Source organism: Burkholderia sp. M6-3 (genome assembly GCF_050858985.1).
Classification (GTDB): Bacteria; Pseudomonadota; Gammaproteobacteria; order Burkholderiales; family Burkholderiaceae; genus Paraburkholderia; species Paraburkholderia caledonica.
This window is the reverse complement of sequence record NZ_CP110090.1, coordinates 2930411-2942473: the sequence shown is the minus strand read 5'-3', so window position 1 is coordinate 2942473 and position 12063 is coordinate 2930411. Positions and strand designations below refer to the sequence as shown.

13 protein-coding genes are annotated in these 12063 nt (G+C 61.5%); 9 read left to right on the top strand and 4 right to left on the bottom strand.

Translation table 11 applies throughout. The features are described 5' to 3' along the window. The first annotated feature begins 36 nt into the window (after positions 1-36). The gene (locus OH764_RS12645) at positions 37-1827 is read left to right on the top strand and encodes an acyl-CoA dehydrogenase (protein WP_498847032.1); all 1791 of its coding nucleotides are present in this window, start codon (positions 37-39) and stop codon (positions 1825-1827) included. A 147-nt stretch (positions 1828-1974) separates the two neighbouring features. Here OH764_RS12645 and OH764_RS12640 read toward each other — a convergent pair whose 3' ends face one another. Next, positions 1975-3261, bottom strand: coding sequence for a D-amino acid dehydrogenase (locus tag OH764_RS12640; protein ID WP_498847031.1), 1287 nt, complete (start codon positions 3259-3261; stop codon positions 1975-1977). 165 nt (positions 3262-3426) lie between these two features. On the opposite strand from OH764_RS12640, the gene OH764_RS12635 reads away from it, so the two are divergent. Together OH764_RS12635 and OH764_RS12630 are read left to right on the top strand one after the other, a co-directional pair. Further along, on the top strand, positions 3427-3927 hold the full coding sequence (locus tag OH764_RS12635; RefSeq protein ID WP_013340120.1) for an Lrp/AsnC ligand binding domain-containing protein: 501 nt from the start codon (positions 3427-3429) through the stop codon (positions 3925-3927). A gap of 85 nt (positions 3928-4012) precedes the next feature. Next, positions 4013-5158 carry a radical SAM family protein gene (locus OH764_RS12630; protein WP_498847030.1) on the top strand — a complete coding sequence of 382 codons (1146 nt, stop codon included), beginning with the start codon at positions 4013-4015 and terminating at the stop codon, positions 5156-5158. A 21-nt stretch (positions 5159-5179) separates the two neighbouring features. Here OH764_RS12630 and OH764_RS12625 read toward each other — a convergent pair whose 3' ends face one another. Next, positions 5180-5647 carry a TM2 domain-containing protein gene (locus tag OH764_RS12625; protein ID WP_498847029.1) on the bottom strand — a complete coding sequence of 156 codons (468 nt, stop codon included), beginning with the start codon at positions 5645-5647 and terminating at the stop codon, positions 5180-5182. Between the two features lie 243 nt (positions 5648-5890). Continuing rightward, positions 5891-7060, bottom strand: a complete 1170-nt coding sequence (locus tag OH764_RS12620) for a PQQ-dependent sugar dehydrogenase (RefSeq protein WP_498847028.1) — start codon at positions 7058-7060, stop codon at positions 5891-5893. Positions 7061-7232: 172 nt separating this feature from the next. Here OH764_RS12620 and rpsP point away from each other — a divergent pair, with 172 nt between their 5' ends. From rpsP to OH764_RS12590, 6 genes are all read left to right on the top strand, one after another. Continuing rightward, complete coding sequence (gene rpsP, locus OH764_RS12615; protein WP_006400702.1) at positions 7233-7487, top strand: 30S ribosomal protein S16; 255 nt, start codon at positions 7233-7235, stop codon at positions 7485-7487. A gap of 120 nt (positions 7488-7607) precedes the next feature. Further along, on the top strand, positions 7608-8354 hold the full coding sequence (rimM, locus tag OH764_RS12610) for a ribosome maturation factor RimM (protein WP_498847027.1): 747 nt from the start codon (positions 7608-7610) through the stop codon (positions 8352-8354). Between the two features lie 38 nt (positions 8355-8392). Next, positions 8393-9160: a tRNA (guanine(37)-N(1))-methyltransferase gene (trmD, locus tag OH764_RS12605; protein ID WP_498847026.1), complete on the top strand. Its 768-nt coding sequence runs from the start codon at positions 8393-8395 to the stop codon at positions 9158-9160. A gap of 146 nt (positions 9161-9306) precedes the next feature. Continuing rightward, entirely contained in the window at positions 9307-9693 is a 387-nt protein-coding gene (rplS, locus tag OH764_RS12600) for a 50S ribosomal protein L19 (RefSeq protein ID WP_020069334.1), read from the top strand. Between the two features lie 91 nt (positions 9694-9784). Then, positions 9785-10501 (top strand): CoA pyrophosphatase, encoded by a 717-nt coding sequence (locus OH764_RS12595; protein WP_027776443.1) that lies wholly within the window; start codon positions 9785-9787, stop codon positions 10499-10501. Between the two features lie 114 nt (positions 10502-10615). After that, positions 10616-11554, top strand: coding sequence for a CobD/CbiB family protein (locus tag OH764_RS12590; RefSeq protein ID WP_020069336.1), 939 nt, complete (start codon positions 10616-10618; stop codon positions 11552-11554). Positions 11555-11741: 187 nt separating this feature from the next. On the opposite strand, the gene OH764_RS12585 is transcribed toward OH764_RS12590, so the two are convergent. Beyond that, entirely contained in the window at positions 11742-12062 is a 321-nt protein-coding gene (locus OH764_RS12585; RefSeq protein ID WP_087752516.1) for a putative signal transducing protein, read from the bottom strand. Position 12063 lies beyond the last annotated feature (1 nt).

Genomic DNA, 12063 nt, shown 5'->3' with positions numbered 1-12063 from the left:
GGCGCCCTTTTTCCATCAAGGCAGGAGGGGAACACAATGAGCTATACGGCGCCTATCAAGGACATGCTGTTCGTGATGAAAGAACTGGCGGATCTCGAGCAGATCGCGACGCTGCCAGGCTTTGAGGACGCGAATCTGGACACCGCCCAGGCCGTGCTGGAAGAGTCGGCGAAACTATGCGGCGAAGTGCTGGCTCCGCTGAATGTGGAAGGCGATCGCAATCCGAGCAGTTGGAAAGACGGCGTAGTCACCGCGACGCCGGGCTTCAAGGAAGCGTTCCGCCAGTTTGGCGAAGGCGGCTGGCAAGGCGTGCAGCATCCCGTCGACTATGAAGGTCAGGGTCTGCCCAAGCTGATCGCGACCGCGTGCATCGAAATGCTGAACGCGTCGAACCTGTCGTTCGCGCTGTGCCCGTTGCTGACCGACGGCGCGATCGAAGCGCTGCTGACCGCCGGCACCGACGCGCAGAAACAGACCTATGTGCCCAAGCTGGTTTCCGGCGAATGGACCGGCACGATGAACCTCACCGAGCCGCAAGCCGGCTCCGACCTCGCGCTCGTGCGCACGCGCGCCGAGCCGCAAGGCGACGGTTCGTTCAAGCTGTTCGGCACGAAGATTTTCATCACGTGGGGCGAGCACGACATGGCGAAGAACATCGCGCATCTCGTGCTGGCGCGCACGCCGAATGCGCCTGAAGGCGTGAAGGGCATTTCGCTCTTCATCGTTCCAAAGTTTCTGATCAATGAAGACGGTTCGCTCGGCGAGCGTAACGACGTGCACTGCGTGTCGATCGAACACAAGCTCGGCATCAAGGCGAGCCCGACCGCGGTGCTGCAATTCGGCGATCACGGCGGCGCGATTGGGCACCTGATCGGCGAGGAAAATCGCGGCCTCGAGTACATGTTCATCATGATGAACGCGGCTCGTTTTGCCGTGGGCATGCAGGGCGTCGGCGTGTCGGATCGCGCGTATCAGAAGGCGGTCGCGTATGCGAAGGACCGCGTGCAAAGCCGTCCCGTCGACGGCTCTGCAAAACAGCCGGTCGCGATCATTCAGCATCCGGATGTGCGCCGCATGCTGTCGACAATGCGCGCGCTCACGGAAGCATCGCGTGCGCTCGCTTACGTCGCGGCAGGGCATTGCGACATCGCGCATCGTCATCCGGACGAAGCGACGCGTGCGAGCCACCAGGCGATTTACGAATTCCTCGTGCCGATCGTGAAGGGCTGGAGCACCGAGTTGTCGATCGACGTGACGAGTCTCGGCGTGCAGGTGCACGGCGGCATGGGTTTCATCGAGGAAACGGGCGCCGCGCAGTATTACCGCGATGCCCGCATCCTGCCGATTTACGAAGGTACGACTGCGATTCAGGCAAACGATCTGATCGGCCGCAAGACGGTGCGTGATGGCGGCAAGGTTGCGAAGTTGCTGCTCGAGGGCGTCGCTGAGACCGTCGAATCGCTCGGCGCGCAGCAAGGGCCTGCGTTCGAGTCGATGAAAAAGTATCTGGGGCAGGGGCAGCGCTCGTTGAGCGCCGCAATCGATTTCGTCGTCGCGAACACGAAAGAGGATCCGAACGCCGTGTTTGCCGGCAGCGTGCCTTATCTGAAGCTCGCCGGAATTGTGCTCGGCGGCTGGCAGATGGCGCGTGCACTGCTCGTCGCCGCCCAGAAACGCGATGAAGACCCGGCGTTCTACAGCGCGAAAACCGCGACCGCGCAATTCTACGCGGAGCATGTGTTGCCGCTTGCGTCCGCACTCGAAGCGTCGATTGTCAGCGCGAAGGGCGGCGAGGGCGTGCTCGCGTTGTCGGCGGACCAGTTCTGACACGGTCTGTGCTGGACATTGCCCCGTAAATGCAAACGGCGCCTTGAAGCAAGGCGCCGTTTCTCTTTTTACGAGTCGCTTCGTGCAGTCACGAACCGGCTGACGACGCGGTATGCGTCAAATCTCACGAGCTCGCGAAGTCACGCTTCATGCATAAGCCGGACGATGCGCGGCGCCGGTGTCGCCGAGATAACGATGTACCGACAGATCGTCTGCCTTGATGGCAGGCTGCTTGCCCGAGATGACGTCGGCGAGCAATTGGCCGGAACCACACGACATGGTCCAGCCGAGTGTGCCGTGGCCGGTGTTCAGGAACAGATTTGCCACCGGCGTGCGGCCGACGATCGGTGTGCCGTCCGGCGTCATGGGGCGCAGCCCGGTCCAGAAGCTCGCCTTCGACGTATCGCCGCCACCCGGGAACAGGTCGTTCACGCACAGTTCCAGCGTTTCACGGCGCGCCTGGCGCAACGACTTGTCGAAGCCGACGATCTCAGCCATGCCGCCCACGCGAATCCGGTTGTCGAAACGAGTGATCGCGATCTTGTAGGTTTCGTCCAGCACCGTGGAAATGGGCGCGGCCGCTTCATTGACGATAGGCGCCGTGATCGAGTAGCCCTTCAGCGGATACACCGGAATCTTCACGAGCCCGGACAGGAATTTCGTCGAATACGAACCCAGCGCGACCACGAACGAATCGGCGCGCACCAGTTCGTTCCCGCATTGCACGCCGGCAATGCGGTCTCCGGCCATGGCGAGTGCGTCGATCGGCGTGTTGTAGCGGAATTTGACACCCAGTTGCTCGGCCAGCGCGGCAAGGCGCGTGGTGAACATCTGACAGTCGCCGGTTTCGTCGCCCGGCAGGCGCAGACCGCCGGTCAGCTTGTGGGAGACAGCGGCGAGCGCCGGTTCCGCCTGCGCCAGTTCGGCGGCCGACAGCAGTTCGTACGGCACATTGGCTTCGCGCAGCACCGCGATGTCTTTCGCCGCGCCGTCAAATTGCTGCTGCGTGCGGAACACCTGCAACGTGCCGCCAGTGCGGCCTTCGTACTGGATGCCGGTCTCGGCGCGCAGCGCCTGCAGGCAATCGCGGCTGTATTCGGCAAGACGGACCATGCGGCCTTTGTTGACCGCATAGCGCGACTCGGTGCAGTTCTGCAGCATTTGCCACATCCATTGCAGCTGGAACTGCGTGCCGTCGAGGCGGATTGCGAGCGGTGCATGTTTCTGGAACATCCACTTGACGGCTTTCAGCGGCACGCCCGGTGCGGCCCATGGCGACGCATAACCGGGCGAGATCTGCCCGGCGTTGGCGAAACTGGTTTCGAGCGCCGGGCCGGCTTCCCGATCGATAACGGTCACTTCATGACCCGCCCGTGCCAGGTAATACGCGCTTGTCACGCCGACGACGCCACTGCCCAAAACGACGACTCGCATAGCTGCTCCGGAAAATTCGCAAAGATTCAGGGGCGGTGCGCTCGTTGGTTCGTGGATTCGTGCGATTAACGAGGTGTAACGCGGTTCGCCCAGTGTTAACCGCTATACTATGGGCGAGCCTGTAGGTTTTGTTATTGTATTTTTGCGATTTTCAGAAGAAACACTATGCGAACGCAGCGCCAGCCGGTCCGAGCTCTCGACAAGCTCGATCACAAGATTCTCCGTCTGCTGCAGCAGGACGGTCGCATGGCCATGAAAGACCTCGCCGAGCAGGTCGGACTGTCGGTCACCCCGTGTATTGAGCGCGTCAAGCGCATGGAGCGCGACGGCGTCATTACCGGCTACTACGCGCGCGTGAATCCGGCGGAACTGGGCGCGGCACTGCTCGTATTCGTAGAAATCACGCTGGATCACAAAAGCGGCAACATGTTCGACCAGTTTCGGCGCGAAGTTCAGAAAATCCCCGAAGTGCTCGAATGCCACCTCGTGTCGGGCGACTTCGACTATCTGATCAAGGCGCGTATCGGGGAAATGGCCGACTACCGCAAGCTGCTGGGCGACATCCTGCTGCAGCTCCCGGGCGCGGTGCAGTCGAAAAGCTATGTGGTGATGGAGGAGATCAAGGAAACGTTGACCATTCCCGTCGGCGACGAAGCCACGCGCTAGTTTTCCGCGGGGCTCGACAAACGGCGTAAACACTGTATATTTATACAGGTGTTTTGCGCCGTTTTTCATTTGTTTTGTGCTTGCCGTGACCAAGTCCCCCGTTTCTCCCGTCCGCGAGTTTCCAATCGCACCGCCAGCGCCTCGCAAGGGGCGCGGTGCGGTAACGAACTTGCAGGGACGCTATGAAGTCGACCACCGCGAAGCCGTAGACGACGGCTGGCTCGCGGTCCCGGACGAAGAAGGAGGGCCGAAGGTTCTGCGTACGAAGGTTTTCGAGGAAAGGGCGAAGAGCATCCTCACGCGCAATAGCTCGCCGGATATCCCGTTCAGTGTGTCGCTCAACCCGTATCGAGGTTGCGAACACGGCTGTATCTATTGTTTCGCGCGGCCCACGCATAGTTATCTCGGGCTCTCGCCGGGACTCGACTTCGAAAGCCGGATCTATGCGAAGGTCAATGCGCCTGAATTGCTGGAGCGCGAACTTTCGAAGAAATCGTATGAGCCGGAGCCCATCGCGCTTGGCGTGAATACCGACGCCTGGCAGCCCGCAGAACGCGATTGGCGGCTCACGCGGCGCGTGGTCGAGGTGCTCAGCGAGCGGAATCACCCATTTGCAGCGATCACGAAGTCGTCGCTGATCGAGCGCGATCTGGATCTGCTTGCGCCCATGGCGGCTCGGGGCCAGTTTATGGCAGCCATCACAATCACTACGCTAGACGCGGATATCGCCCGTACGCTGGAGCCGCGCGCGGCCACGCCCTCGCGGCGGCTGCGAACCATCCGCACACTGAGCGAGGCTGGCATTCCGGTCGGTGTGAGCATTGCGCCCGTCATTCCGTTTGTCACCGAGCCCGACATGGAGCGCGTGCTCGAGGCGTGCGCGGAAGCCGGCGCCACCAATGCGAGCTATATCGTGCTCCGCTTACCGTGGGAGGTCGCACCGCTTTTCAAAGACTGGCTCGCAGCGCATTTTCCCGATCGCGCTGAACGGGTCATGGCGCGCGTGCGCGATATGCGCGGTGGGAAAGACTACGACTCGTCTTTTTCTGCCCGCATGAAGGGCGAAGGTTTGTGGGCCGATCTGCTCAAGCAGCGTTTTCACAAAGCGGCGCGCCGTTTAGGGCTGAACCAGCGCGACCGGGGCATTCTGGATATGTCCCACTTCCGGCGAAACGAGCCTCAGCGCGTTCCGGCGGCAATTCCGGACAATCCGCAACTCGATCTGTTCTAGCGTATTGCGCGGCGCGCCGGGTTATTGCGAAAGCGCTTTGGCAGCCTGAACTTGTCCTTCGAAGTAGGTCTGGAAGGAAATGGCGAGGCCGGTCATCAACAGGAAAGCCCCGATCAGCAGCGAAAAGATCACCACGAAGATTACGGTCCAGCCGGATCGGCTGGTGCGCTGCGTGTGCGCGTTGAACTGCCTGTCCCATTTTTCGTCGGGGCGCAGGCCGTAGACGATCGCGGCGAGGAATGCAGCCAGAAGCGAGACGGCGCCAGGAAACGCGAGGACCCAGCCGAGCATTGAAGTGCGTTCGCTCGCCACCAGCAACATCGCGCCTGGAATGCCGATCAGCGTGCCGATCACGTGAGCCCAGCCGAAAAGGTCGCGCGGTCCGTACAGGTAGAAGCGATGTGCGCCGACGGTGCCCAGGAAAAATGCCAGTGCGGCGGTGATGGTTTTGGATCGAAAGTAAGGCGAGGTCGAAACTGGCTTGGACATGTAGGCGAGGGCAGGGTAACGGGCGGTCAGTAACGCGGGCCGAAGGAGCGGTCAATGGAGCGGACACACCGTTGCCGCGGACCGTCGCGCATTCTACGCCGCTCGAGTGCGGCCGGTCACGCGGCGTACGGCCTCATGGGACTCGGGCATGTTGCCGTTTGGCTTGATGGTTCCGGTGGCGGGAGCACCGTCTGACTAGATTGACTGCTGGCCCACTGAAATGTCGAGCGGCCCGACGGGCGTTCAAGGCGCAGAGTAAGTGACGCGATAGATAGCGCCGGCGTAGTCGTCGCTGATAAGCAGGGACCCGTCGGGCAGCGGCAGGACATCGGCCGGGCGACCCCAGACGGTTTCTCCCGACTGGAGCCATCCTTCGGCGAACACTTCCTGACGCGCATGACTGCCGTCCGGCTCCGTGACGACGCGCATCACGCGGTAACCGGACTTCTTGCTTCGGTTCCAGGAACCGTGCTCGGCAATGAAAATATTGGCGCGGTAGTCCGGCGGGAACATGGAGCCGCTATAGAAACGCATACCGAGCGCGGCAACGTGCGCACCGAGTTTGGCGACGGGCGGCGTGTACGCGCTGCATGGGTGACCCCCGCCAAATTCCGGATCGGGAATGACGCCGGCGTGGCAGTACGGAAAGCCGAAGTCCATGCCGACGCGCGGGGCGCGGTTGAGTTCGTCATCGGGCGCGTCGTCGCCCAGCAGGTCGCGACCGTTATCGGTGAACCATAGCTCGTGCGTCGCCGGATGCCACGCAAACCCGACCGTATTACGCACACCACGCGCCACGACTTCGTAATGGTTGCCGTCAGGGTCCATGCGGCCGATCATCGCGTAGCGGTCACGGTCTTTCTCGCAGACATTGCAGGGCGCGCCTTGCGGCACGTAAAGCTTGCCGTCCGGCCCGAAAGCAATGAATTTCGCGCCATGATGAGTCTCTGTCGGCAGTTTGTCCGTCACTATGACTGGCTTGGGCGGCGCATTAAGGCGCGTATCAATCGAGTCGAAGCGTAAAATCTTCGACACCGCGGAGACGTACAGCGCTCCGTCGTGCCAGGCCACGCCGACCGGGGTCTCCAGGCCCGAGGCCACCACGTGGCGCCCCGTGGCGCGTCCGTTCTGCAGTTTAAGTGCGTACACGTGGCCGTCGAGGCTGCCTATATATAGAACGCCTTGCGGCGACAACGTCATGGCGCGAGCAGTCGGTACAGCGTCCGACAAAACCTCAATGCGAAAACCGGCCGGCAGCTTGATGCGTTCGACGGGCAGCGCGGCAAACACATTGCACGCGAAGGAAGCCAGGAACCCTGCCGCCACCGTGCGAAAAGCGCGACAGAGCGAGGCATTAGCGGTCCGACGGGCGAAGAAGAAGAGTACGAGAGCGGCTCGGGACAGTGGTTTCACAAGGCGTTCCGTCAGGTTGTTTGGGCTTCTGGGCGCCGCCGACCACCCGCGCCGTATGGGCGGCGCAACCGCGCTGCTCAGTTTATCCCGGTAAGTGTTTGTTATGGCGTCAGTTTCCCGCTATAATCGCGTGTTTCAGTCGTTCCGAACCCCGGTTTTCAAGGATTCTAGTATGGTCATCATCCGCTTGGCTCGTGGCGGCTCCAAGAAGCGCCCGTTCTACAACATCGTCGCAACCGACTCGCGTAACCGTCGTGACGGCCGCTTCATCGAGCGCGTTGGTTTTTACAACCCGGTCGCTACGAAGGGCGAAGCCCTGCGTATCGCTCAAGACCGCCTCACGTACTGGCAAGGCGTTGGCGCGCAACTGTCGCCGACCGTCCAGCGTCTCGTGAAAGAAGCGCAAAAGGCGCAGCCGGCTGCTTAATGGTAGCTCGCATGCGGATCGTCGTCGGTTTGGCCGGCGGCTCGCGCAACTTGCATGAGCAGTCCGATACGCAAGATTTTTTGCCGAAGCAGGCGTCGAAGTTCGTAGTGAGGCTCAATCATGTCCGAGCGTGAATCCGGCAGTTCAGGTCGCGTAAAGGCCAAAGAGCCGCCGAAAGGTGCGAACTCACGTGCGAAGACGTCTGGTCAGGCGCCATTCGGTGCATTCGTCCGCAAGCCGGTCGAACGGGCCGAAGGCAAGACGAAAGCCAATGTTGCAAACGCCGGTTCCGAGGCAGCAGCAATGCGCGCGGAAACGGCGGAGAGTTGGCCGGCCGACGCGGTCGAGGTCGGCGCAATCGTCGACGCATACGGCCTCAAAGGCTGGGTCAAGGTGGCCGCTCATGCGGATGCCGGCCATGGCGGCGACGCTTTGCTCAGTGCAAAGCGCTGGTGGCTGATGAAAGGCCGCGAGCGGAAGTCGGCGCCGTCATTGCAGGCGAAAACGCATAGCGACAGTGTGGTGGCCCATCTGGGCGGCGTCACTGACCGTGATGCGGCGTTGTCACTTCGCGGCTCTCGCGTCTATATCAGCCGCAGCGAATTTCCGGCGCTGGAAGCCGACGAATTCTACTGGGTCGACCTGCTCGGCCTGGATGTGGTGAACCTTGCCGGCGTCAACCTGGGCAAGGTGGCAGACATGATCGACAACGGCGCGCATTCGGTTTTGCGCGTCGAATATGCGGCAGCCGACAAAATCGGCAAGCCGGTCACCGCCGAGCGTTTGATCCCGTTCGTCGGTGTGTTCGTCAAAACGGTGGACCAGGCGGCAAAGCAGATCATCGTCGACTGGGAAGCCGATTATTGACAGTTCAGCAAATCGAGTTCGCTAAAACGGAGAGAGCGATGCAGTTCGATGTCGTCACGCTCTTTCCCGAAATGTTTCGTGCGCTGACCGACTGGGGTATAACCAGCCGGGCAGCAAAGCAGGAGCGCTATGGGTTGCGCACGTGGAATCCGCGTGATTTCACAACCGACAACTACCGCACAATCGACGATCGCCCATACGGCGGCGGCCCCGGCATGGTCATGCTGGCCAAGCCGCTGGAAGATGCGATTGGCGCAGCCAGGACGGCGCAGGCGGAGCAGGGCATCGGTGCGCCGCGCGTTGTGATGATGTCGCCGCAAGGCGCCACGTTGAATCACGAGCGTGTCATGAAGTTCGCCGCGCAGCCGGGGCTAATCTTGCTGTGCGGGCGTTACGAAGCGATCGATCAGCGTTTGCTCGACCGCGTTGTAGACGAAGAAGTCAGTCTTGGCGACTTCGTGCTGTCGGGCGGAGAGTTGCCCGCCATGGCCTTGATGGATGCGGTCGTGCGCCAGCTACCGGGCGTGCTCAATGATTCGCAGTCGGCGGTGCAGGACAGTTTTGTCGACGTGCTGCTCGATTGTCCGCACTACACGCGCCCCGAGGAATATCAAGGTGTGCGCGTGCCTGATGTGTTGCTTGGCGGCCATCACGCGGAGATCGAAGCGTGGCGTCGACGCGAGGCCTTGCGAAACACGTTGCGCAAGCGGCCTGACCTGATCGTCAAGGCTAGAAAAAACAAGATGTTGAGCCGTGCCGACGAGGCATGGCTTGCAAGTCTCGCGAAGAAAGAGCCGAAGGCGTAAAGCTTCGGTCTTTTGAGCGGACACCAGGCGGCGCCGCACATGCGTGTACGGCGCCTGATGTGAACCCATCCTCTATCGGGGCCGTAGCCGGGCATTTTCATGCGAGGCAGGTACGAACGCCGACAAGATGGACTTAGGAGTCAGTGATGAATCTGATTGCAAAACTCGAGCAGGAAGAAATTGCGCGCGCCCTCGGCGAAAAGACCATTCCCGAATTCGCCCCTGGCGATACGGTGATTGTCAGCGTGAACGTGGTTGAAGGTACGCGTAAGCGTGTTCAGGCTTACGAAGGCGTCGTGATCGCCAAGCGTAACCGTGGTCTGAATTCGTCGTTCATCGTCCGTAAGATTTCGTCGGGCGAAGGCGTCGAGCGTACGTTCCAGACGTACTCGCCGCTGCTGGCAAGCATCGTCGTGAAGCGTCGTGGCGATGTGCGTCGTGCGAAGCTGTACTACCTGCGCGACCGTTCGGGCAAGTCGGCTCGAATCAAGGAAAAGCTGGTCTCGAAAGACCGCGCTGCTTCCCAAGCGTAAATGCTGTAAGAAAAAGCACCCCTCGCGGGTGCTTTTTTGTTTGCCAGGTCAAAATAGCGGCATCGCCTCTACCGCTCACTCGAGAGATCCGTTGATCCGCCCCGCCTTTGAACCTGAAACTCTGCCTGTCGAAGCGACCGGCGCCCACTTGCCGCCAGTGCACGCCGAGCGTCTTACGCCCGACGGCCTGCGCCGCCGTTTCAAGCAGCATCTTTGCTGGACACCCGAGCCGATCGTCGAGACGCCGTGGCGCAATACACAGGGCGATCCGCGTGTCGCCTCTGTACTGGTCCCGCTCGTAATCCGCGCAAATGGCCTGACGGTGCTGCTCACGCAGCGTGCCGACCATCTTAACGATCACGCAGGCCAGGTCAGCTTCCCCGGTGGCCGGCAGGAACCGTTCGACGCAGACGCCACAGCTACTGCTTTGCGCGAAGCGCAGGAGGAAGTGGGCTTGGCGCCGTCGCGCGTCGAAGTGCTTGGCGCGCTGCCCGACTATTTGACGGGCACGGGCTTCCGCGTGACGCCGGTAATCGGCCTCGTGCATCCGCCGTTCGCATTGAAAGCGGACGCGCTTGAGGTCGCAGAAGTATTCGAAGTGCCGCTCGCATTTCTGATGAACCCGGCGCATCACGAAGAACGCGTGTTCCGATACGAAGGAGGCGAACGGCGATTCTTCGCTATGCCGTACCCGCGCGGCGCGTCATTGGAAGCGGCTGAAAGAGACGACGGCACGGGTAGCCACTATTTCATCTGGGGCGCGACGGCCGCCATGCTGCGCAATTTCTATCGCTTTCTAACGGCTTAAGGTGAGGTGACGCGCACGGTCGCCGGATGTTTGGCAACGACCTCGCTCAGTGGCATCCGACCCTGTGCTATCGTTATGAAACAATCGTAAAACTCGAAAAGCACGGCGCATCGCATGACTTTTTTTTCCGTATTGCTGGCTCTGATCATTGAACAGGTGCGCGCACTGTCGCCGAACAATCCGGTATCCGCGCTGCTTCAATACCATGCGGAGTCGGCGGCGCACGGATTCGATGCGGGCAAGCCCAAGCACGGCCTTCTTGCGTGGCTCGTCGTAGTGGTTCCGTGGACGCTCGTCGTCGCGCTCGTCTACTACGTTCTGTACAACATCCATTTCGCGCTGGCGTTCCTGTGGAACGTCGCGGTGCTGTACTTCACGCTGGGCTTCCGCCAGTTCAGCCATTACTTTACGGACATTCATCTCGCGCTCAACAACGACGATGTGCCGCGCGCCCGTGAAATTCTGAACGAATGGACCGGTCTCGACACGCTCGACATGCCGGTCAGCGAGATCGTGCGCCATACGCTGATTCACGCAGTCGTCGCGTCGCATCGCCACGTTTTCGGCGTGTTCTTCTGGTTCCTGATTCCGGTCGGGCCGGCGGGCGCGGTGCTGTATCGCATCGCCGAATATTTGTCGCGTACGTGGGCCCGTCCGGTCGACGACCGTACCATCGCGTTTTCAAGTTTCGCGCAGCGCGCATTTTTCGTGATCGACTGGGTGCCGGCGCGGCTTACGTCGCTGGGCTTTGCGATTGTCGGAAATTTCGAAGACGCGATCTATGCATGGCGTAACCATGCGCGTCAGTGGCCGGATGCGAACGACGGCGTGTTGCTGGCCGCCGGCAGTGGCGCGCTTGGCGCACGTCTGAGCGGGCCGCTCGCAGAGCCGTCGAGTCTCGACGCGCTCGCCACCGGCGACGGCGGTCCCATGCAAGTCGGCGACGATTGCACGCCGCGCACGCTCCAATCGGCCGTCGGGCTGGTGTGGCGCGCAGTCGTGCTGTGGATGATCCTGTTGCTCATGCTGACAATCGCCGTGTGGCTCGCTTGATCACACACGCATGCGAACAAAAAAAGCCGGGTTACCCCGGCTTTTTTTACGTCCTTCTCCGGGCTCAGGGCGCTTTGAGAACTGTAGTCCGCTGAGGCAGAACATCGACCACGCCGCGTCAGTCTGAACAGCATCGGATGAAGCGCATCAAGCGCATCAGCTCATGTCCATACTGTGGAGGCGCGAATCACCCGTCCAACGGATCGCGCGCCGTACCGCACTGCCAGCACACAGTGAATTGCGCTTCGAGCCTCTCACCGCACTGGCGGCACTGCCAGCCAGGCGCCCCGGCCGCTGGACCTTGCGACGCGGCATCGATCAAGCGCCGCGCCACGGCCTCGTCGCGGTCGTCGACGAGCCATAGCTCAGGGGCGCATTGATCGGCAGGAATATCGCCGAGCGCGCCGTTCAGATAGCGGTTGTGCAACTCGCACGGAATGCCGGCCGCGGCCAGCACATTGACCCAATGCTGTCCGATGATCAGGTTTGGCGCGCGCATCAGCCTCATG